This is a genomic window from Streptomyces smyrnaeus, assembly GCF_017676345.1.
GTDB classification, from domain to species: Bacteria; Actinomycetota; Actinomycetes; order Streptomycetales; family Streptomycetaceae; genus Streptomyces; species Streptomyces smyrnaeus.
This window is the reverse complement of record NZ_JAFFZM010000024.1, coordinates 75,177-95,648: the sequence shown is the minus strand read 5'-3', so window position 1 is coordinate 95,648 and position 20,472 is coordinate 75,177. Positions and strand designations below refer to the sequence as shown.

Sequence of the window (20,472 nt, the reverse complement as noted above, 5' to 3'; positions counted from 1 at the left end):
GGCAGGGGGGTTCTAGGGGGGCGAAGCCCACCTAGCGGGGGGCCGTCGGGGGGCGGAGCCCCCCAACACGACCCCTCGGCGGCAGCCGAAAAACCAAGGGGGCGTGCCCCCACAACAGGGGCGGCGCCAAGTCACACGTGCTGGGCGAAGTCCAGGGAAGCCGCGAAGATGGCTGAGACCGCGTCGTCGGAGGCCCCGTACCAGCCGTGGTCGGCGCCCGGCACCAGCCGGAGCCGGACCGGTACGCCGGCGGCCCGCAGGGCCGAGGCCAGGTCTTCGGTGTGGGAGCAGGACACCATGGTGTCCTGCGTGCCGTGAGCGAGGAAGAACGGCGGGGCGGCGGCGTGCACCTGGGCGAGCGGGCTCGCCGCGCGGGCCAGTTCGGGGCGGGTGGCTGGAGCCGCACCCAGGAGCGCGGCCTCGGGGGTGGCAGCGGAGTCGGGGGTGAAGCCGCCTCGGGGGCTGGTCAGATCGCTGGGGCCGTACCAGATGACGGCGCCGGCGAGGGGCGGCTCGGCGTGGGTGAGGGCGAGGAGGGCGGCCAGATGTCCGCCCGCGGACTCGCCCCAGGCCACCGTGCGGCGGGTGTCGATGCCGAGCTCCGCCGAGCGCAGCGCGAGCCAGCGCAGTGCGGCCCACAGATCGTCCAGCGGGGCGGGGAAGGTGGCCTCGCCGCTGAGGCGGTAGTCGACGCAGGCGACCGCGAGGCCCGCGGCGGCGAGGCGGGCGAAGGGGCCCGGGTCCCAGTCGCGGGTGCGCATTCCCATGTCGTCGCGGCGGCCCCGGCGCCAGGCCCCACCGTGGATGTACAGCACCAGGGGCGCCGGTCCTTCGGGCAGCCACAGGTCGAGTTCGAGGGGGCGGCTGCCCTCGGGGACGGCGTAGGGCACGCCGCGCAGCAGCCGGACGCCGGGCGCCGGCCCGGCCGCGGGCGGGAGCGGCGCCCGGTCGGGGTGCGGTGCGGGGAGCTGCTTGAGCAGGTCCGGGTCCGGAAGGGTCACCGCTTCCTCCACTGGTGGTCGGGCAGAAAGCGTACGTCGTACTGTTCGGGCACGGTGGCGAACTTGTGCGGGGTGGGGACGACGGGCCGGGTGGGCAGGCCGTGCCGGTCGGTGGGTTCGCCGAGGGTTTCGAAGAACCGCTCGAAGGTGCCGCCGGGGCCCGCGGCGACACCGACGACGACGCTGTGGTGGCGTTCCATGCGGTAGGCGTGCGGACAGTTCTTGGGGACGAAGCCGAAGTCTCCCGGGGTGAGGAGCTTCTCCTGCTGCTCGCCCTCGGTGTCCTCGACGAACAGCCGGACAGCGCCGTGGGTGACGTAGAAGACCTCGTGGGTGTCGGGGTGGAGGTGGGCGGGGATGATGTCGCCCTTGGGGCCTTCGACGGTGAAGAAGTTGAAGGTGTTCCCGGTCTGTTCGGCCCCGGCGTAGACGGTGATCAGATCGCCGAAGAGGTGGGCGCGGTCGCCCTCGCCCTTCTCGATGACGTAGGGCTTCGCGGGGTCGGCCGGGATGCGGGAGGCCCGCCGGTGGCGGGTGGCGTATTCGATGGTCACGTCGGGCTCCGGGTTCACTCGTCATGTCAGGTTGCCTGACATTCTACGCTCCGGCGAGTCCGGTCCCCTGGTGGAGGGCCGCGGCGCCGGGTGCGTATCGTGCGGCCGATGGGACGGATGCGGATCGTACGGACGGCAACGGCGACCCTCGCCCTGACACTCGCCGCGGCGGGCTGCGCGGGCGACGACGCGGGCGCGGGCGGCCCCGCAGAACCCTCCGGGCAGCACGGGGTGCACTTCGAGACCGGCCGCCCGGCCGCTTCGGCGGACACGCCGGTGCGCGTACGGCTCAAGGGGCTCGCCCCCCGCGCAAAGGTCCGGATCACCGCGCAGGCCAAGGACCGGCACGGCGCGCGGTGGGCGGCCGACGTGTCGCGTACGGCCGACAGCAAGGGCACGGTCGAACTCGGCGACAAGGACAGCACCCGGCTGCTGGGAAGCATGCTGCCCACCGGCGGACGCGCCGAGAAGCTGATCGGCAGCGGCAAGGCGTTCTCGTACCACCCCGGCCCGCCCGGACAGCAGCGGTCCTACACGCTGCGGCTCAGCGCCACCGCGCTGTCGGGCAAGGACAAGGGCGAGCGGGTCGCCCGCCGCGATCTGGTCAGGCAGTGGCTGGTCGACGGCGCGACGCACCGCGAGCTCACCGTCGCCAAGGACAAGGTGGCGGGCGATCTGTACCTGCCGCCGAAGGGCGGCGACAAGAAGGCTCCCGTACTGGTGTTCGGCGGCTCGGAGGGCGGCAACGCCGGTACGTACACGGCAGCGCTGCTCGCCTCGCACGGCCACCCGGCCCTGTCCTTGTGCTACTTCCGGTGCGGCAAGGACTCCGGGCGCCCGAACGGGATCGACTCCATCGACCTGGACTACTTCACCCTGGCCGGAAAGCTGCTCCGCGAACAGGAGGGCGCCGACCCCGACCGGCTGGCCGTCATGGGCAACTCACGCGGCAGCGAGGCCGCACAGCTGCTCGGACAGCGCCGCCCGTCCGTCTTCCGCGACGTCATCGCGTACGCGCCGTCCTCGAAGGTCAACGGCCCCTATCTGAGCGGCACGACGGCCTGGACCGACCACGGCGAGCCGGTCCCCACCGGCCCCGTCCCGCTGAACCATGTGCGCGGCACGGTGCTCGCCGTCGCGGGCGGCAACGACAAGATGTGGGGCTCGGCGGCCTCGGCCAAGGACATGGCCCGGCACGGCGCCAAGACGCTGGTGTACCCGGACGCCGGGCACCATGTGAACTGGTTCCCGCTCGGCCAGCCCGGCCAGGAGGGTGGCCGCGACGGCGCCGTGACCAGCACCTCGCAGGCCGACCAGGCCGCCCGCGCCGACTCCTGGCCGAAGGTCCTGCGGCTGCTGGAGGGCTGACGGCCGCTACGCCTTCCTCGCGGCCAGGGTCACGACGGTGATGTCCGACTCCGCGCCCACCCGGACGGGCGGACCCCAGGCACCGGCGCCACGGGTGACGTACAGCTGGGTGTCGCCATAGCGTTCGAGCCCGGCGACCGTGGGGTTGGCCAGGGCCGCGAGGTAGTTCCCGGGCCACAGCTGGCCGCCATGGGTGTGACCGGAGAGCTGGAGGTCGACATCGTGGTCCACCGCCTCGTGGATCTGCACCGGCTGATGCGCCATCAGCACACAGGCGCGTGACGCGTCCCGGTCGCCCAGCGCCTTGTCGTAGTCGGGCCCCTCGCCCTGCTCCTCGCCCGCGAGATCGTTGACCCCGGCGAGGTCGAAGCCCGGCAGCTCCCGCCGGGTGTTCTCCATCGGATGGACGTTCAGCTCGCGCAGATGGTCGATCCACTCACGGGCGTCGCCGAAGTACTCGTGGTTACCGGTCACGAAGAACGAGCCGTGCCGGGAGCGCAGCGCACGCAGCGGCTCCGCCGCGGGACCGAGATCGGCGACGCTGCCGTCGACCAGGTCGCCGACTATCGTCACCAGGTCCGGCTGCGTCCCGTTGATGGTGTCGACGATCCGCTGGGTGTGGGCACGCCCCAGGATCGGCCCCAGATGGATGTCGCTGACGACGGCGATGCGGTAGCCGTGCGCACGGCGGTCCAGCTTGGTCAGCGGGACGGTGAGGTGCTTGAGCGTCGGCCCGTTCAGCACGCTGTACGCCCCGGCCGCCGTCGTACCCAGGCCGACCGCTGCCGCGGTACCGGCGAGGGTGCGGGCCAGGAAGACCCGCCGGGTGGGGACGGCGGCGGTAAGGGGGACGGAAGACCCGGCGGACGCTACCGCCCCGGTGGACGCGGTGGACGCTGCCGACCCGGTGGGCGGCTCGGCCGCATCGGGCCGCTGCCCGGCCGCTGCGTCCGGCCGGTGCCCGGTCGGCGTCCCCGCACCACCGCTCGCACCGCCTCCCGGGGGGCCGCCCGGCACGCCCACCGGCTCCGCCGCGGCCGGCTCCGGCTCCGCCGCCACGGACGCGGCTCGCGCCGCTTCCGCCGTCGGCGAGGCCCCCTCCCCCGGTTCCGCCGCGAGGGGCCGGGCCTGCCGCCTGCTCCCCCATGGCGTGCGCCGCAGCACGAACCGCAGCAGCTCACCTGCGAGCAGCGCCAGCGTCAGATAGAGCAGGCAGGCCAGCCACAGATAGCCCGGCCAGGCCAGCACGCGCTCCACCGCGAAGGGCGCGCCCGCACGTCCGGACAGCAGCGCGCCGAACATGGTGACGGGCAGCAGCACCGCCAGCACCGTGCCCACACGGCGCCACCAGCCTCCCGGCGCCGACACGTCGCGCACGAAGCGCCGCCACAGATAGAAGTGGACGCCGACCAGCAGGCTCAGCACCACGAGTGCGATCAGTACGAATACAGCGACCATGCAGGCCGTCCCTCCCCCTCGCTCTCCCCCGCTCCCAGACCGTCCCGCGCTGTCTCAGGTGCGCCGGGCAGCCCGCAGACCGCGCAGACCGAGCAGACCGATCGCCGTCCCCAGCAGGAAGGAGGTGATCGCCAGCAGCAGGTGGACCCAAAAATAACCCGTCGGATCACCGGCGTCGTCGAAAGCCAGCCCGCTGCTGTCCTTCCAGAGGTTCTTCACGAACGTGATCCACACGAACCAGGACCAGACCCCGAAGGCCAGCAGGAACCACGAGGTACGCCGGGAGAGCACCAGCCCCGCCCGCCGCCCCGCCGGGGCTGCCGCCGCCGGCTCGGGATCGGTGGTGGGGGTTGCGGTGGAGGTGTCGCGCATGATGCCCAGTATGGCCGCCGTCCCAGGGGCCGCGGCCGGGAGGGGGCCCGACGGCGGTGGGCCGCCCCGCCGACCGGCGGGGCCCGAAGCCGGCACCCGGCGGGGGCCGGCCACCCCGCCACCCCCCATCGGGCTAGCGCACTGCGCGAGTTGGGCTACGGGAATCCGCACATGGAGGGGCTCGACGTCCCCAACGAGCCGAAGGGCCTGTACGTTCGCAGGGTGCCCATTTCTTCGCATTATTCAGACCACGTCGCGCGCGCGTACCCGCGCAGCGCCTCGCACAAGCGCCGCGCGACCACGCTCGGTGGTCTCGCCTCCACCGCGCTCGTCCTCTCCCTGCTGACCGCGGCGGGAGCCCAGCCCGCGACCGCCGACGACAACAAGCCGGGCGGCAAGCAGGCCGAGCCGAAGCCGCCCGCGCAGATGTCCACCGTCGGCGGCGAGCAGCTCGGCCGCCCCGGCACCCAGGTGAATCCGAAGAAGGGCGCCCCCGAGCTGCCCACCAAGCTGACCGGGCGCTCCTGGATCGTCACGGACGCGGAGTCGGGCAAGGTGCTGGCCGCGCACAACGCGCACTGGCGGCTGCCGCCGGCCAGCACCCTGAAGATGCTCTTCGCCGACACGGTGCTGCCCAAGCTGCCCAAGGACCGCACCCACAAGGTGGTCCCCTCCGATCTGGAGGGGATGGGCGAGGGCAGCAGCCTCGTCGGCGTCAAGGAGGGCGAGACGTACTCGGTGCACGACCTGTGGCTCGGTGTCTTCCTGCGCTCGGGCAACGACGCGGTGCACGTCCTGGCGGCCATGAACGGCGGCAAGGAAAAGACGGTCAGGGAGATGAACGAGCGGGCCCGCACCCTGCACGCCAACGACACCAAGGTGGTCAGCCCGGACGGCTACGACCACAAGGGCCAGGTCTCCTCGGCCTACGACCTGACGCTGTTCGCCCGGTCAGGGCTGCAGAACAAGGACTTCCGCGAGTACGCGGCCACCGCCACCGCGAAGTTCCCCGGCGAGACGAAGAAGGACAAGAAGACCGGCAAGACCAAGCGGGAGAGCTTCCAGATCCAGAACACCAACCGGCTGCTGACCGGTGACGGCGGCGTCGAACCCTACCCCGGCATCGCGGGCGTCAAGAACGGCTTCACGACCAACGCGGGCAACACCTTCACCGGCGTCGCCCAGCGCGGTGACCGGGTGCTGCTGGTGACGGTCATGCACCCGGGGGCCAAGGAGGCACACAGCGTCTACAAGGAGGCCGCCAAGCTGCTGGACTGGGGCTTCGCCGCGGACGGCAAGGTGGAGCCGGTCGGTGAGCTGGCGGCGCCGGGCAACGCCGCGGCCGGTGGGGGCGCTCCCGCGGGCAAGGGCGGCGAGGCGGGCGGCTCGGGCACCCACGCGGCGGCGCACACCAGCAAGCCCTCGGGCGGTGCGGGGACGGCGCTGGGGATCACGGCCGGTGTTCTGGTCGCCCTGGCTCTGGTGGCGTACGGGGTGCACCGTCGCTGGCCTCTTCCGGAGCTGGCCCGTCGCCGTCGCCGGTGACGTCCGCGTCGTCGCCGGAGCCGTCCGCGTCGGTGGCGTCCTCGCCGTCGTCGGTCGACTCCTTGTCGTCACCGCCGAGGGCGAGGTCCTGGACGGGCTGCTGGGCTTCCGGGCCCTCGCCGGGTACGGGGGCCGTGGCCGTCCAGGCGGCGCAGTAGAGGAGCAGCTTGGTCATGAAGCTGATCCACAGCAGCAGAGCGATGGGCACACCGAAGGCGCCGTAGACGTTCTTGGCGGCGACCTGCTGAAGGTAGCCGCCGAGCAGCAGCTTCAGCAGTTCGAAGCCGACGGCCCCCTGGAGCGCTGCCGCCAGGGTCGCGCGGCGCGGCGGCCGCACCCGGGGCAGCAGCGTGAGGACGTACCACAGCAGCACGAAATCGGCGGCCACGGCGGCGGTGTAGGCGGCGGTACGCAGCAGCACCGTCCCCACACCGCCCTCGGCCGATCCGAGCTGCTCGGCGACCCAGGTGACGGCCGTCACGGCGAAGGCGGAGCCGCCGAAGGAGACCAGCCCGACGACGCCCAGGCCCAGCAGGATGCCCACGTCGACGGCGCGCCGGACGACGAGGTTGCCGGGGTCCTCCTCCAGGTCCCACACGGCGCGCAGGCTCTCGCGCAGGGTGCCGACCCAGCGCCCGCCGGTGAGCAGCAGCAGCCCGCCCGCGATACCGCCGACCGTGCCCGCGTTGTCCACCAGCGACTGGAGTTCGAGCTGGTCGGAGATGCCGGGCACCTGCTCGGTGAGGGTGTCCTGGAGCCGGTCCATCTGGTCGTGGGAGAGCAGCGCGGCGGCGACGGCGGCGCCCACGGCCAGCATCGGGAACAGCGCCAGGAAGCTGGTGAAGGTGATGGCCGCAGCCAGCCGCGTCCACTTGCGGTCGTCCAGATGCTCGTAGATCCGCCAGATCCGCGTGGTGCGGAGCCGGGCGAGCACGGTGCGCGACCGTGCCACCAGCGGACCCACGAGCGGCAGCTTCCTCAGTCTTTCCACACCAGCCACCTGCCCAGCGCAGCGATCTCCAGCCGTCACCGGACGTTACCGCCCGCGGCGGGGCGCTACCGGTTCCGCCGCCGGGTCAGAGCGTGGCGGGCGGGCGCAGCGCAGAGCGCCGCTGGTGCGGCGGGCGGCACGGGGCGGCCGGAACGGTGACCTCGAAGGGCGGCGCGGTGGCAGGACCCGGCGGGTGGCCGGCGCCGGCCACCGTCCCGGGGCCCGGACCGGGACCCGGGCTGGGGCTCTGGGCGAAGGGGAACTCCCGCTTCAGCCGCCACACCTGGTCACCACCCTGCTCGTAGAGGGCGAACCCGGTGGCCGTCCAGTCGCACTCGAAGTCGGACAGCTCCTCGTAGGCGCGGTCCATGGCCGGCTCGGGGATGCCGTGCGCGACCGTCACATGCGGGTGGTAGGGGAAGGCAAGCTCACGGGAGAGCGGACCCTCCGGGGCGCGCACCCGCTCCTGCAGTCGGGAGCAGGCCGTGGCACCCTCCACCACCTGGACGAACACCACCGGCGACAGCGGCCGGAAAGTGCCCGTGCCCGACAGTCGCACCGGGAAGGCGCGCCCGGCCAGGGCCACGCCCGCCAGATGTGCCTCGATCGCCGGCCGGCTCTCGACAGGCACCTCGGTGGGCGGCAGCAGCGTGATGTGGGTGGGGATGCCATGGGCGGCGGCGTCGCCGAAGGAGGCCCGCCGCTCCTGGAGCAGTGTGCCGTACGGCTCCGGGACGGCGAGCGATACGCCGAGGGTGACGGTCGCTCCCGCGCCCATAGGTTCTCCCTTCACCGCCTGCCGGGCACAAGGCCCACCTTGTCGTACACGGTCCGCAGCGTCTCGCTCGCCACGGCCCTGGCCTTCTCGGCACCGTCGAACAGGATCTTGTCCAGCGCCGCCGGGTCGTCCATGAACTCCCGCGTCCGGTCACGGTAGGGCGTCACCCAGTCCGTGACGATCTCGGCGAGATCCGTCTTCAGCGCACCGTAGCCCTTGCCCGCGTACTTATCTTCCAGTTCCTGGATTCCGGCACCGGTGAGTGTCGAGTAGATCGTCAGCAGGTTGCTGATGCCGGGCTTCTTGTCCCGGTCGAACCGGATGACGGTGTCCGTGTCGGTGACCGCGCTCTTGATCTTCTTCGCGGTGGTCTTCGGCTCGTCCAGCAGCTCGATGATCCCCTTGGGCGCCGAGGCGGACTTGCTCATCTTGACCGCCGGGTCCTGGAGGTCGTAGATCTTCGCCGTCTCCTGGGGGATGTACGCGTCCGGGACGGGGAACGTGGCACCGTACCGCCCGTTGAACCGCTCGGCGATGGTGCGGGTCAGCTCCAGGTGCTGGCGCTGGTCCTCACCGACCGGGACCTGGTGGGCCCGGTAGACCAGGATGTCGGCGACCATCAGCGCCGGGTAGGTGAACAGCCCGACGCTGGTGTGGTCGGTGCCCTGCTTGGCGGACTTGTCCTTGAACTGCGTCATCCGGGCCGCCTCACCGAACCCGGTGAGGCACTCCACGATCCAGCTCAGCTGGGTGTGCTCGGGCACATGGCTCTGCAGGAAGAGCGTGCAGCGCTCCGGGTCGAGGCCGGCGGCCAGCAGCTGGGCGGCGGCCATCCGCGAGTTGTTGCGCAGCTCGGCCGGGTCCTTCGGGATCGTCATGGCGTGCAGGTCGACGACCATGTAGAAGGCGTCGTGGGTCTCCTGGAGCGCTACCCACTGGCGCACCGCACCGAGGTAGTTGCCGAGGTGGAACGACCCGGCGGTGGGCTGGATCCCGGACAGCACACGAGGACGATCATTGACCATGCGGCCATTCTCTCAGGTGTCCGGACCGGCCTGCCCCCCAGTTCCGGGTGAGCTGGGGCACGGGACCCGGCCCATGGGAGCACACGGCACGGGCAGGGGGCGCAGGGGGGCGGCCGGGCTCCTGCGCCCCCGCCGGGCAGGGGAGACGCGAGCGCCGACAGAAGATAGAAAAGGTGCGGCCCCACCGGGCAGGCACGCCGGTATGTACAGAGGAACGGAGACGACGATGTCCACCCTCTCGAGCCCCTCCAGCGCCGCAGGCGCTCCGAGCGCCCGGAGCATCGCCACAGCGGAAGCTCACAGCGCGCACAACTACCACCCGCTCCCCGTCGTCATCGCCACAGCGGACGGCGCGTGGGTGACCGACGTCGAGGGGCACCGCTATCTCGACATGCTGGCCGGATACTCGGCCCTGAACTTCGGCCACCGCAACCCGCGCCTCATCGAGGCCGCCAAGACCCAGCTCGACCGGGTCACCCTCACCTCCCGCGCCTTCCACCACGACCGCTTCGCGGACTTCGCCGCCCAGCTCGCCGAGCTGTGCGGCATGGAGATGGTGCTGCCGATGAACACCGGCGCCGAGGCGGTGGAGACGGCCGTCAAGACGGCGCGCAAGTGGGGCTACCGCGTCAAGGGCGTGCCCGACGGGCAGGCGAAGATCGTCGTCGCGGACAACAACTTCCACGGCCGTACGACGACGATCATCAGCTTCTCCACCGACGAGGAGGCACGCGCCGACCACGGCCCTTACACGCCGGGCTTCGAGATCGTCCCGTACGGCGACCTCGCGGCGCTGGAGGCGGCCGTCGACGAGCACACCGTCGCCGTCCTCCTCGAACCCGTCCAGGGCGAGGCGGGCGTCCTGGTGCCCCCGCCCGGCTATCTGTCCGGCGTCCGCGAGCTGACCCGCTCGCGCGGGGTGCTCTTCATCGCCGACGAGATCCAGTCGGGCCTCGGCCGCACCGGTGCCACCTTCGCCTGCGACCAGGAGGGCGTCACCCCCGACATGTACGTCCTGGGCAAGGCCCTGGGCGGCGGCGTGGTGCCCGTCTCCGCCGTCGTCTCCTCCCGCGAGGTGCTGGGCGTCCACCGCCCCGGCGAACACGGCTCCACCTTCGGCGGCAACCCACTGGCCTGCGCGGTCGCCCTCGAAGTCCTCGACATGCTGCGCAGCGGCGAATACCAGCAGCGCGCCAAGGAGCTCGGCGAACATCTGCACCGGGAGCTGAACCTGCTCCCCTCCGGCGCGGTCCGCGAGGTCCGCGGCCGGGGCCTGTGGGCCGGCGTCGACATCGACCCCTCCCACGGCACCGGCCGCCAGATCTCCGAACAGCTCATGTCCCGCGGCGTCCTGGTCAAGGACACCCACGGCTCCACCATCCGCCTCGCCCCACCCCTGGTCATCTCCAAGGAGGACCTGGACTGGGGCCTGGACCAACTCCGCACCACCCTGTCGACCTGACCCCGGCCCAACCCCACCCCGCACACCCCAAGCGCCGCCTCCCATACGGGGGGCGGCGCCCGCGCTGTGCGCGGGACGAGGCAGTCAACGCCGGCCGCAGTGCGAGGGCGCCTGCGGCGGGGTCGGCCAGAATCGCCTCGCACTCCTGCAACACCCGTGCCGCCTCGGCGAGATACCGGTTCTCGATCCCGTCGGCCAGCGCGGAGACCATTCCGTCCTCCGCGCCGGGCGCCAGGTAGCAGGGCTTCCCGGTCTCCGACGTCCACGGCAGCAGCCGGAGGTCTTCCTCGAAGAGGGGTTCGCGATCCTGGGTCATGCTGCGCTCCTTTCCACCGCTCGGCCCATGCTCGTCGGGACAGGAGGCGCAGCGCGACGACACCGAGGGCGTCCGATCGGGTCACCCAAAGGCGTCAAACCGGTGTCATTAGCGACGCGTTGGTTCTAGCGTGGGTGAGATGACGACAGCGGAACAGGTACCGAACGACACGCTGCGGGCCGTGCGCATCGGCCTGCGTCTCAGCCAGGACGACCTGGCCAGAGCTCTGCGACGGGCCGGTGAAGAGGCCGGGGAACCCAACGACGCGAGCAAGCGACTGGTCCAGCGCTGGGAGGCCGGAACCAGCCGGACGCCGCGACCGGTGTACGCGCGGGCGCTGGAGCGGGTAACCGGCCGCCCGGTGGAGTCGCTCGGTTTCGCGCTGCCGGTCCCCCGGCTCCGGGTCAGCGACGACGGACACGGCGGGCACGACGTGGAGCCCCAGGCCACCGAAACGGACCCGCACGCCCAGCAGCAGCTATCTCCTTCTCCGCCCCCTCATTACGGCGGGGTCTGGCTGAGCCGTTACGAGTACTACAGCTCGGGGCGGGGTGACACCTTCACCGGGGCGCACCACGTGGTGCTCGTCCAGCACGAGAACCGGCTCACCGGGCAGTCGCTGCCGGGTGCGTCGGCGAACCCCGATTCGCCCCTCGCCCTGGAGCTGACCGTGGACCGCAACGTGGTCACCGGGACCTGGACCGAGCAGACGGCGCCCGGCGGCTACTATGCGGGGGCCCGCTACCACGGTGCGCTGCAACTTCTCGTCGAGCCGACGGGGCGTCGGATGACCGGCAAGTGGATCGGCTTCGGCAAGGACTTCGACGTCAACTCGGGCCCGTGGGAGCTGGTTTTCCAGGAGGCCTCCACCAGCAAGGCGACGCTGGGGCGCTACAGCCGTCCGCCCGGGTGAGGGGCTGATTCCTGCGCCTGGACGGTGCGGCGCTGGGTTGCCAGCGTCAGGACGAAGGTGAGGGCGAGGGCCGCGAGGAGGCCCAGGTTGGCGCCTGCCCAGGTGCCGGTCCGGCCGCCCAGGCCGAGGGGCCCCAGCAGATAGCCCTGCCAGTCGAGCCAGGCCGCGCCGCTGTTGGTGACCAGGCCCCAGCCGAGGGCGGTGGCGCCCGCCAGCAGGGCGACGGGGAGCGGGCGGATGTCGCCGTAGCGGCCGCGGGTACGGAAGAGGTCGGCGTCGTCGAACGGGCGGGCGCGCAGCGCCGTGTCGGCCAGCATCACGCCGCACCAGGCGGCGATGGGCACGCCCAGCGTCGTCAGGAAGGCCATGAAGGTGCCGAGGAAGTCGTCGGCGAAGAAGACGAGGGAGACGGTGCCGGCCACCATCAGGGCACCGTCGATCGCGGCGGCGGTGTAGCGCGGCACGCGCACCCCCGTGGCGAGCAGCGCCAGCCCCGAGGAGTAGATGTCGAGCACCGCGCCGCCGACCAGTCCGAGCACCGCGACCAGGGTGAACGGCAGGAGGAACCACAGCGGCAGAAGGGTGGTGAGCGCGCCGATGGGGTCGGCGGCCACCGCCTCGTTCAGGCGTGGGGAGGAGCCGGCCAGCAGCAGGCCGAAGACGAACAGCAGCAGCGGCGCCAGGGAGCCGCCGAGCGTCGTCCACAGGGCCACGCTCGCGCCGCGCGTGCGGCGGGGCAGATAGCGGGAGTAGTCGGCTGCGGCGTTCACCCAGCCCAGGCCGAAACCGGTCATCACGAACACCAGGGCGCCGAGCATCTGCTGTGCCGAGCCGTCGGGTTGGGCTGTCACCCGGGCCCAGTGGATCTCGTCGGCCACCAGAGCCATGTAGCCGAGGGTCAGTACGGCGGTCACCACGGTGATGGCCGTCTGCAGCCGCATGATGAGGTCGAAGCCGGCGATCCCGGCGGCCACCGTCAGCGCGGAGACCACCACCAGGGCCGCCACTTTCGTGCCCGTACCGCCGCCCCAGCCCAGCCGGTCGAGGACGGTGGCGGTGGCCAGGGTCGCGAGGGTCACCAGGACGGTCTCCCAGCCGACGGTCAGCACCCAGGAGACGGCGGACGGCAGCCGGTTGCCGCGTACGCCGAACGCGGCGCGGCTCAGCACCATCGTCGGTGCCGAGCCGCGCTTGCCGGCGACCGCGATCAGCCCGCACAGCAGGAAGGAGACGGTGATACCGACCACGCCTGCCAGCAGCGCCTGCCGGAAGGACAGGCCGAAGCCCAGCGCGAACGAGCCGTAGCTGAGCCCGAGTACGGAGACGTTCGACCCGAACCACGGCCAGAACAGCTGCGCGGGTCGGCCCTTGCGTTCGGCCTCCGCGATGACGTTGAGGCCGTTCTCCTCGACTGCCGGCATGATGCCGCACCCCCGTTCCGTCGGCGGGGTCCTCGTCCCCGCGCCGACTCAAGATCGGGTCCGGTGGGCCGGGCCGTCAAGACCCGCCGGGCCGGCAGGTCGCAAGTGCCCCGCACAGGGCGTCCAGGGCCGCCGTGTAGGCGTGTTCGGGCGGGGTGCCGTAGCCGACGACCAAGGACGGTGATGCGGGAGCGTCGCGGGGGGCGGTGGGGTGGCGGAAGCCGGAGAGGGGGTCCGAGGCGACGCCGGAGCGGTCGAGGGCGCGCAGGGCGGCGGCTTCGGTGACGCCGGGCGGGAGGCGGAGGACGGCGTGCAGACCGGCGGCGATGCCGGTGGCGCGCGCTTCGGGGACGTGGGCGGCCAGCTGTTCGACCAGCCGGTCACGGCGGCGCCGGTATCGCTGCCGCATGGTCCGCACGTGGCGGTCGTAGGCGCCGCGTTCCAGGAAGTCGGCGAGGGTGAGCTGGTCGAGGGCGCCGGTGGTCCACTCGGCGGGGGTCTTGGCCGCCAGGACCGGCTCGACCAGGTGGTCGGGCAGCACCATCCACGCCAGGCGCAGTGCGGGGGCCAGCGCCTTGCTGGCGGTGCCGAGGTAGATGATGCGCTCGGGGTCGAGCCCTTGCAGGGCCCCTACGGGGTTTCTGTCGTAGCGGAACTCCCCGTCGTAGTCGTCCTCCAGGACCAGCCCGCCTCGTCGCCCCGCCCAGTCGACGACGGCCGCCCTGCGGTCGGGGTGCAGTGGTACACCCAGCGGGTACTGGTGCGCGGGGGTGAGCAGCACCGCCCGTACGTCGGCGAAGTCCCGCCCGGTGTCCAGCAGTTGGGTGCGGGCGCCGTGCGCGTCCACGGGGAGCGGGCGGGTGCGGGCCGGTTGCGTGTCCAGCAGCTCGCGGTGGAAGGGCAGGCCGTACTCCTCCACGGCGATCTCCCCGGCCACCACCCGGGCCAGCAGCGCGACGCCCTGTGCGAACCCGGCGCAGACGACGATGCGTTCGGGGTCCGCTCGCACGCCGCGGGCCCGGGCCAGATAGCCGGCCAGGGCCTGCCGCAGCTCGGCGGCGCCGCGCAGGTCGCCGTGCGAGAAGGCGCGGGCCGGTGCGGCGGTGAGCGCGCGGCGGGCGGAGGCCAGCCAGGCGGAGCGGGGGAACGCCGAGACGTCGGGCGCACCGGTTCGCAGATCGTGTGTGGGCCGGTGCTGCCGACGCTGGTCGGGGGAGAACGGCAGCCGGGCGGGCCGCCCGGTGCGGGAGGGACGCTCGGTGCTGGAGCGGTGCTCGGTTCCAGCGGGCCGCCCGGTGCGGGAGCGGTGCTCGGTTCGCGAGGGCCGCTCGGTGCGGGACGGCTGGGCCGGGCGGCTCGGGGCGGCCGGCTCGGCCCGGTCGGCCACCCGGGTTCCGGAGCCCTGCCGTGCGGTCAGCCAGCCTTCCGCAACGAGCTCACCGTAGGCTCCGGCCACGGTGTTGCGGGCCAGGCCGAGGTCGGCGGCGAGGGTGCGGGAGGACGGCAGCCGGGTGCCGGGTGCCAGCCGGCCGGTGCGGACGGCGTCGCGGAGGGCGGCGAGCAGGGCCGCGCGGGGGCGGGGCGCGCCGGGTCCGGAGGACGGCGCCAGGTCGAGGTGGAGGTCGCTGCCGCTGTCGGGCCGTTGCCCGCGCCGCTCGGAATTGGCCCATGAATCTGCCATGGAAATGGACCATACGTGTGCGCCACTCCGAAATAGGCTCGGGGCCATGACGACAACACCGCGTATGAACATCTGGCAGGTCGCCCCCGAGATGATGAAGGGCATGTTCGCCTTCCAGCAGGCCGCCTCCGCGGCGGGGCTCGACCCGGTCGTCGGTGAACTGGTCAAGATCCGGGCCTCCCAGATCAACCGCTGCGCCTACTGCCTGGACATGCACTTGGCCGACGCCCGCAAGAACGGCGAGTCCCAGCTGCGGCTCGACCTGCTCGCCGCCTGGGCGGAGGCCGGCGACCTGTTCACCGAGCGGGAGCAGGCCGCGCTGGCGCTGACCGAGGCCGTCACCGAGCTGACGGACGGGTTCGTGCCCGACGAGGTGTACGAGCGGGCGGCCAAGCACTTCGACGAGAGCGAGCTGGCGGCGCTGATCGGCCAGATCGTGGCCATCAACTCCTGGAACCGGTTCAACGTGACGGTGCGGGGCCTTCCGCAGAGTCTGCAGGCCGACAAGGCGGACTCCGCCCGATGACCGCGCCCGGTCCCGCCGCCCGGTTCCGCGAGCTGCACCGGGCCGGGGAGCCGGGCGAGGCACTGGTGCTGCCCGGCGCCTGGGACCCGGCGGCGGCCCGGATCTTCGCCCAGGCTGGGTTCGCCGCGCTGGCGACCCCGAGCGCGGGGATCGCCGCATCGCTCGGCCACCGGGACGGGGAGTGCCCCGCCGACGAGATGTTCGCCGCCGTCGCCCGGATCGTGCGCGCCGTGGAGGTCCCGGTGAGCGCCGACATCGAGCGGGGGTACGGGCTGCCGCCGGCCGAGATCGCCGCGCGGCTGCGGGCGGCGGGTGCGGTCGGCTGCAACCTGGAGGACTCGGTGGCCGGCGAGTTGGTGGCGGCCGAGGCACAGGCCGCGTTCCTGGCCGCCGTACGGGAGGCGGCGGGGCCGCAGCTGTTCGTCAACGCGCGGGTGGACGTCCATCTGCGGGGCTCGGGCAAGCCGGGCGCCGAGCTGCTCGACGAAGCGCTGGCGCGGGGCCGGGCCTACATCGAGGCGGGCGCGGACGCGGTGTATCCGATCGGTGCGCCCCTCGCCGATCTGGCCGTGCTGGCACGCGAGTTGCCGGTGCCCGTCAACGGGCTGGCGAGGCAGGACGGGCCCTCCGTCGCCGAGCTGGCGGCGGCCGGTTGCCGACGGGTCACCTTCGGCGGCGGGCTCGCGGCCCGCGCCTACGAGGGCGTCCGGGTGCTGGCGGAGCAGCTGCGCACAGGCTGAGGGCTCAGCCGGCGCGGGGCACCGGGGCGACCGTCAGCAGGGCCGACAGGACGAGCACCGCGCCCAGCGCGGCCAGTTCCCAGGCGGTGGGGCGCAGCACCTGGGTGTAGGTGGTCCGGGCGCGGTCCCGTGTCAGCACGCGTCGGGCCAGCACCGCGCACAGGGCCACCGCGGCGACCACGGCCAGCTTCACCAGCAGGGTTCTGCCCCACGCCGAGGAGGTGACCGCGCCGAGCGACGGCAGCTTCCGCAGGGTGCTCGCGGTTCCTGTCGCACACAGGGCGGCGAACAGCCAGAAGGCGCGGCGCGCGTACGCCGCCAACAGGGCCCGCGCAGCGCCGGGTTCGCCGTGCCAGCTGCGCATCGTGCGCAGCACTTGGACGAGGCCGCCGGTCCACAGCACGGTGGAGGTGAGGTGGACGAGGGTCAGGCCGACACCGATCGCGGGGCTGTCGGGCTCCGGGTGCGCCCGGAGCGCTTCGCCGACGATGACGCCGACCAGCGGGGCGGCGGCCCACACCGGGCGGCCGAGGAAGACGCACAGGGCCGCCAGCAGGAAGCCGTTGGCCTGCAGGAAGGCCAGCAGACCGGAGCGGGTCGCGTAGATCTCGCCGAGTTCCGGCAGACCCGCCGCCAGGCTGCCGTCACCGGCGGCGGCCATGGAGGCCAGCCCGAGCGCGGCGAGCATCCCGGCGAGGGCCGCGCCCGCGGCCCACTCGGGCGGCTGCCGGGGGCCGTCGGCCGGGGTGCCGGGCAGCTTTCGCGCGACGTCCCGGGCCAGCCGCCGTCCGGCCACTTCGCCGAGTTGCACGCACAGCGCGGCCAGCAGCACGGAGCGCAGCAGCGTGGTCGTACCGCCGCCGGGTATGCGCAGGTCGTCCGTGCTGTCCGTGGCCAGGTCGGTGCCCGTCAGCGCGACGGCGGCGAGGACGAGGACGCAGCCGGCGGCCGGCAGCAGGGGCAGGACGGGGCGTCGCCGCCCGGCCCGCGCCGCCCGGTGCCGCCCGCGCCCCGGCGGGACGGGGGCGGACGAAGCGGGCTGTTTCACGGCGCAATTGTGCCCCAGCGGCCGTCCGCCCAGGCACCCAGGACGGCTCCCCGCGAAGGCCCCGGGGACGGGCTCCCCGCGGAAGCGCCCAGGACGGCCCCGCCCCCGCGACGGCGGGCGTCGCGGGGGCGGGCGGTGGCGCGGAGGTGTCAGGCGGCGACGCGCGGCGTCACTTGTCCGGCATCCACTTCTTCCACTTGTCCGGGTTCTCCTTCACCCACTTGGCCGCGGCCTCGTCGGTGTCCATCTTGTCGATGGTCATCCACTTGACGACCTTCGTCTGGTCCTCGGTGCTCCAGTGGAACTTCTTCAGGAACTCCGCGGCCTTCCCGCCGTTCTCGGCGAAGTCCCTGTTCATGAACTTCGCCAGCGGCGTGTACGGGTAGGCGCAGTCGACCTTGGACGGCACCGCGTCGCAGCCCTTGGTGCGCTTGGGCAGCTTGACCTCCGTCATGGGGATCTTGGAGTTCAGCCACTGCGGCGTCCACCAGTAGGTGAGGAAGGGCTCCTTCTTGGCCGCCCGCTTCTGCATCTCCTTGACCTGCGCGGCCTCACTGCCCGCGTAGACGGTCTTGTAGGGGAGATCCAGGTTCTTGATGATCGCGTCGTCGTAGGTGCTGAAGGAGGGCGAGCCCTCCAGCAGCCGGCCCTTGTCGCCGCTCTCCGGGGTCTGGAAGTACTTCTTCAGCTTGGGAAGGTTCTTCCAGTTCTTGACCTCGGGGTGCTTCTTGGCGAAGTACGTCGGCACGTACCAGCCGATGTGGCCGGTGACGCCGAGCTTGCCCGCGTAGACGACGGTCTTGAGCTCCTCGACGTACTTCTTCTCCTTCTTCGGCACCCCGCGCCAGTCCTCCAGGAGGGCGTCGGCGCGACCGGTGTTGAGGGCGTCGAAGGCGACAGGCTCGTCCATCTGGAGCGTCTTGACCCGGTAGCCGAGCTTCTTCTCCAGGACCTGCTTGGCCACCGCGACATTGGCCTCGGCGCCCGCCCAGGCCGCCACCGGCAGGGTGACGGTGTTGGGGGCGCCGCTGTAGTACGGGTTGGCCTTGCCGCAGGAGCTGAGGCCCAGCGTCAGCGCGAGGACACCGGCCGCGGCGACACCGGACCTGACCACTCGGGTGCGCCGGGTGGCCGGGCGTCCGTATCCGCTTTCGCGGCGCATCGATCGGATGGTGCGCATCACTTGGTACCTCCGCGCTTGCCGGTGCTGCCCGCGGACTGGGTGAGCCGGTCGAGCATCAGCCCCAGGCAGACGATGGCGACACCGGCCGACAGGCCGACGCCCAGGTCGCTCTTCTGGAGTCCGTAGACGACGTCGTAGCCGAGTGCGCCACCGCCGACCAGACCGCCGATCACCACGATGGCCAGCACCAGGACGACGCCCTGGTTGCAGGCCAGCATCAGCGAGGGCCGGGCCAGCGGCAGCTGCACCTGGCGCAGCTGCTGCCAGGCCGTGCCGCCCAGGGAGCGGGACGCCTCCATCGCCGCCGGGTCCACCGAGCGCAGCCCCTGCGCGGTGATCCGGATGACGGCGGGCAGCGCGTAGACCACGGCCGCGAGGATGGCGGCGGGGCGGCCGACGCCCACCAGCGCCACCACGGGCACCAGATACACGAACTGCGGCATCGTCTGCATGACGTCGAGCACCGGCCGGATCAGCCGCATCACCCACCGCGAACGGGCGGCCACGATGCCGATGAGAACACCGACGACGAGGGTGCACAGCACCGAGACGATCACCTGCGAGAGCGTGTCCATGGACTTGTGCCACAGCCCGAGCACGCCGATGACGCTGAGCGAGAGGATGCTCGTCAGTCCGGCGCGCCAGGAGCCGACCATCCAGGCGATGACGGCCACCAGCAGCAGCACACCCCACCAGGGCGCGGCCTGCATGGCCTCACGCATCGGGTTGAGGACCCACGAGGTGAAGTGCGCGGCCCATACGTCGGTGCCGCCGAGCACGGGGACGCCGTCGGAGATGGCGCCGGTGAAGGATTCGATGCCCTCGGTGAGCGGTGCGGAGACCGTCGTGGTCCAGTCGATGGGCCAGGAGCGCTCCCCGATCGGCCCGAAGAGGGCACCGAGGGCGCCGAAGGCGACGAACGCGCCCCAGGCCAGCCAGCCGATCGCCTTCTCCAGGCTGACAGCGCCGGTGTCGCCGCCGACGCGGGCCGGGGCGGCGGGCGCCTCCAGCTGGTCGCCCGCGGCGGCCGTCACCCGGTCGAGCCAGATGGCGATGAGGACGATGCAGACGCCGGCGACCAGCGCCATGCCCACGTTGTCCTTGGACAGCGCCTGGTAGATCTTGTCGCCCAGGCCGCCGGAGCCGATCACCGACGCCATGACGACCATGGACAGCGCCATCATGATCGTCTGGTTGAGGCCGAGCAGCATCTCCCTGCGGGCCAGCGGCAGCCGTGCCGTCCACAGCCGCTGCCAGGCGCCGGCGCCCAGCGAGCGGGAGGCCTCCAGCGCGGCCGCGTCGGCGCCGCGCAGGCCCAGCGCGGTGAGCCGGGCCATCGGGGGCGCCGCGTAGATGACGGTGGAGACCAGCGCGGCGGGCGAGCCGATGCCGAAGATCAGTACCAGCGGCAGCAGATACGCGAACGCCGGCATGACCTGCATGGTGTCGAACACGGGGCGCAGCACGCGCTCTCCGCGGTCGGACAGGCCCGCGACCAGGCCCAGCAGCACACCGATGACGGCGGAGACGGCGACGGCCAGCACCATCAGGGCCAGCGTGGCCATGGCGTAGTCCCACAGCCCCAGCACGCCGAAGGCGGCGAAGGTGCACAGCGTCAGCAGCGCGATGCGCAGCGAGCGCATCCGCAGCCCGGCCCCGGCCACGTACCAGGACACGGCGGTGGCCAGCGCGGTGACGCCCAGCCAGCCGAGGCTGTTGAGGAAGGTGAAGACGTAGTCGACGCCGCCCTCGGACCAGTTGCTGATGTGCAGCAGGAAGTAGAGGAACAGCGGGCTCTTGGCGCGGTTGTCGGTCAGCCAGTTGCTGACGTCGTCCAGCGGGCCCTTGACGTCGAAGGTGAGTGCCTTGGGCCAGGTGCCGCTGTCGGCGGCGACGGCGCCGACGACGAGTGCGACGACCACGACGAGGAAGCCCATGAACGCCGGGCGGGCCAGCAGCCCGCGAACGCCCCCGGGCGGAGTGGCCTCCGGCGCCTGCGTGGCGGTCCCGGCGGCCTCCTTGCCTCTCTGCGGCAGGGTGGTGGTGCTCATATCAGCCCCTCGGCCGGCTCGGTGCGGTCGGCGCCCCGA

General features: G+C 72.7%; 18 protein-coding genes. 6 read left to right on the top strand and 12 right to left on the bottom strand.

The window, feature by feature from the left end:
• Positions 1-131: 131 nt before the first annotated feature.
• Together JW613_RS36110 and JW613_RS36105 are read right to left on the bottom strand one after the other, a co-directional pair.
• On the bottom strand, positions 132-1,001 hold the full coding sequence (locus tag JW613_RS36110) for an alpha/beta hydrolase fold domain-containing protein (RefSeq protein WP_307866101.1): 870 nt from the start codon (positions 999-1,001) through the stop codon (positions 132-134).
• Positions 998-1,555, bottom strand: a complete 558-nt coding sequence (locus tag JW613_RS36105) for a quercetin 2,3-dioxygenase (protein ID WP_307866100.1) — start codon at positions 1,553-1,555, stop codon at positions 998-1,000. Before JW613_RS36105 ends, JW613_RS36110 begins: the two co-directional genes overlap by 4 nt.
• A gap of 108 nt (positions 1,556-1,663) precedes the next feature.
• Between JW613_RS36105 and JW613_RS30205 the strand changes: the two genes are divergently transcribed.
• Positions 1,664-2,923, top strand: a complete 1,260-nt coding sequence (locus JW613_RS30205) for an alpha/beta hydrolase family protein (RefSeq protein WP_209214060.1) — start codon at positions 1,664-1,666, stop codon at positions 2,921-2,923.
• Positions 2,924-2,929: 6 nt separating this feature from the next.
• Here JW613_RS30205 and JW613_RS30200 read toward each other — a convergent pair whose 3' ends face one another.
• Both JW613_RS30200 and JW613_RS30195 read right to left on the bottom strand, forming a co-directional pair.
• Positions 2,930-4,381 carry a metallophosphoesterase gene (locus tag JW613_RS30200; RefSeq protein ID WP_209214059.1) on the bottom strand — a complete coding sequence of 484 codons (1,452 nt, stop codon included), beginning with the start codon at positions 4,379-4,381 and terminating at the stop codon, positions 2,930-2,932.
• Positions 4,382-4,435: 54 nt separating this feature from the next.
• A complete protein-coding gene (locus tag JW613_RS30195) occupies positions 4,436-4,675 on the bottom strand; it encodes an SCO4848 family membrane protein (protein WP_099886732.1) in 240 nt (79 codons plus the stop codon).
• Between the two features lie 300 nt (positions 4,676-4,975).
• On the opposite strand from JW613_RS30195, the gene JW613_RS30190 reads away from it, so the two are divergent.
• Complete coding sequence (locus JW613_RS30190) at positions 4,976-6,298, top strand: D-alanyl-D-alanine carboxypeptidase family protein (RefSeq protein WP_372448020.1); 1,323 nt, start codon at positions 4,976-4,978, stop codon at positions 6,296-6,298.
• On the opposite strand, the gene JW613_RS30185 is transcribed toward JW613_RS30190, so the two are convergent.
• From JW613_RS30185 to trpS, 3 genes are all read right to left on the bottom strand, one after another.
• Entirely contained in the window at positions 6,204-7,289 is a 1,086-nt protein-coding gene (locus tag JW613_RS30185; RefSeq protein ID WP_209214057.1) for a YihY/virulence factor BrkB family protein, read from the bottom strand. The two genes, JW613_RS30190 and JW613_RS30185, sit on opposite strands and share 95 nt — an antisense overlap.
• 85 nt (positions 7,290-7,374) lie before the next feature.
• Entirely contained in the window at positions 7,375-8,067 is a 693-nt protein-coding gene (locus JW613_RS30180) for a 2'-5' RNA ligase family protein (RefSeq protein WP_209214056.1), read from the bottom strand.
• Positions 8,068-8,078: 11 nt separating this feature from the next.
• A complete protein-coding gene (trpS, locus tag JW613_RS30175; protein WP_099883574.1) occupies positions 8,079-9,092 on the bottom strand; it encodes a tryptophan--tRNA ligase in 1,014 nt (337 codons plus the stop codon).
• A 226-nt stretch (positions 9,093-9,318) separates the two neighbouring features.
• Here trpS and rocD point away from each other — a divergent pair, with 226 nt between their 5' ends.
• Together rocD and JW613_RS30165 are read left to right on the top strand one after the other, a co-directional pair.
• The gene (gene rocD, locus JW613_RS30170; RefSeq protein ID WP_209214055.1) at positions 9,319-10,554 is read left to right on the top strand and encodes an ornithine--oxo-acid transaminase; all 1,236 of its coding nucleotides are present in this window, start codon (positions 9,319-9,321) and stop codon (positions 10,552-10,554) included.
• A gap of 455 nt (positions 10,555-11,009) precedes the next feature.
• Entirely contained in the window at positions 11,010-11,783 is a 774-nt protein-coding gene (locus JW613_RS30165) for a helix-turn-helix domain-containing protein (protein ID WP_209214054.1), read from the top strand.
• On the opposite strand, the gene JW613_RS30160 is transcribed toward JW613_RS30165, so the two are convergent.
• A complete protein-coding gene (locus tag JW613_RS30160; protein WP_209214053.1) occupies positions 11,762-13,204 on the bottom strand; it encodes a purine-cytosine permease family protein in 1,443 nt (480 codons plus the stop codon). The genes JW613_RS30165 and JW613_RS30160 overlap by 22 nt on opposite strands.
• A gap of 76 nt (positions 13,205-13,280) precedes the next feature.
• Positions 13,281-14,885: a MocR-like pyridoxine biosynthesis transcription factor PdxR gene (gene pdxR / locus JW613_RS30155; protein ID WP_209214052.1), complete on the bottom strand. Its 1,605-nt coding sequence runs from the start codon at positions 14,883-14,885 to the stop codon at positions 13,281-13,283.
• Positions 14,886-14,931: 46 nt separating this feature from the next.
• Between pdxR and JW613_RS30150 the strand changes: the two genes are divergently transcribed.
• Entirely contained in the window at positions 14,932-15,411 is a 480-nt protein-coding gene (locus tag JW613_RS30150) for a carboxymuconolactone decarboxylase family protein (protein ID WP_209214051.1), read from the top strand.
• Positions 15,408-16,151 (top strand): isocitrate lyase/PEP mutase family protein, encoded by a 744-nt coding sequence (locus tag JW613_RS30145; protein ID WP_209214050.1) that lies wholly within the window; start codon positions 15,408-15,410, stop codon positions 16,149-16,151. Before JW613_RS30150 ends, JW613_RS30145 begins: the two co-directional genes overlap by 4 nt.
• 4 nt (positions 16,152-16,155) lie before the next feature.
• On the opposite strand, the gene JW613_RS36680 is transcribed toward JW613_RS30145, so the two are convergent.
• The 3 genes from JW613_RS36680 to JW613_RS30130 form a co-directional block, all read right to left on the bottom strand.
• The gene (locus JW613_RS36680; RefSeq protein ID WP_209214049.1) at positions 16,156-17,199 is read right to left on the bottom strand and encodes a CopD family protein; all 1,044 of its coding nucleotides are present in this window, start codon (positions 17,197-17,199) and stop codon (positions 16,156-16,158) included.
• A gap of 169 nt (positions 17,200-17,368) precedes the next feature.
• The gene (locus JW613_RS30135; protein WP_245226523.1) at positions 17,369-18,379 is read right to left on the bottom strand and encodes an ABC transporter substrate-binding protein; all 1,011 of its coding nucleotides are present in this window, start codon (positions 18,377-18,379) and stop codon (positions 17,369-17,371) included.
• Positions 18,379-20,433: an ABC transporter permease gene (locus tag JW613_RS30130; protein WP_209214048.1), complete on the bottom strand. Its 2,055-nt coding sequence runs from the start codon at positions 20,431-20,433 to the stop codon at positions 18,379-18,381. Before JW613_RS30130 ends, JW613_RS30135 begins: the two co-directional genes overlap by 1 nt.
• Positions 20,434-20,472: the final 39 nt, after the last annotated feature.